The sequence below is a fragment of the Alcanivorax sp. HI0044 genome (assembly GCF_001634945.1).
In genome coordinates this window covers 1-854 of the sequence record NZ_LWEZ01001989.1, presented here as the reverse complement: position 1 = coordinate 854, position 854 = coordinate 1, and the positions used below count along the sequence as shown (strand labels likewise).

Annotated in this window: 1 protein-coding gene; it reads left to right on the top strand. The window is 61.6% G+C overall.

The window, feature by feature from the left end; translation table 11 throughout:
• Positions 1–644: folate-binding protein YgfZ (locus A3730_RS29310; protein WP_063539448.1), on the top strand; the 644-nt coding region annotated here is incomplete at its 5' end.
• Positions 645–854 lie beyond the last annotated feature (210 nt).

Genomic DNA, 854 nt, shown 5'->3' with positions numbered 1-854 from the left:
TGAAGTACCGTCTGCGCGCCAAGGTGGAATTTCAGGTCGACGAGCAGGCGGTGATAATAGGGCTGAGCGGCGCCTTGCCTGCCACCTCGCCCGAACCCGGCCAGAGCGGACGTAACGGCCAGGGCCTCTGGTTGCGTTACCCCAATACGGATCACGCCCTGCTGATCACCGACACCGAACAGGCCGAATCCGTCTGGACCGTGCTCGTTCAGGACCGTACCGCCACCAATGCCAACGGCTGGCGGCAAGCCGACATCGACGCGGGCGAAGGCATGGTCTATCCCGGCGCAGAAGACCTGTTTCTGCCCCAGGTACTCAACTACGACGTCACCGCCGGGGTGAATTTCAAGAAAGGCTGCTACACCGGCCAGGAAGTGGTCGCGCGCATGCACTTCAAGGGCAAACTCAAGCAGCGCATGCAGCGCATTGATTACACCGCCGAGGTGGACCTGGCACCCGGCGAGACGCTTCGCAACAGCGACGGCAAGGCTGCCGGTGAAGTGGTCAGCAGCGCCCGCAATCATGCCGGGCACAGCGCACTGGTGGTACTGCGCCGCGATACTGACGGTGTGCTGTTCAAGGACGAGCAACCGCTAAACAGCCAGCTCGGCACCCTGCCCTATACATTGCCCTGGAAAGATTAAGACCCACGGAGCGCAAACGCTCTCGTAGGTCGAATTCACCCAAGGGCACAGAGAGCCTGAAAGGCGTAATCCGGCACATCGGTAGGCTCGATTGCCAGGTCGGCTGTCGGATTACGCCTTCGGCTAATTCGACCTTGTGTCTCTCCGGCGGAAGGATTTGCTACCCTTCCGCCACTGCTGGCGGGCAACCCGTATTCGACCTGAGGCCCT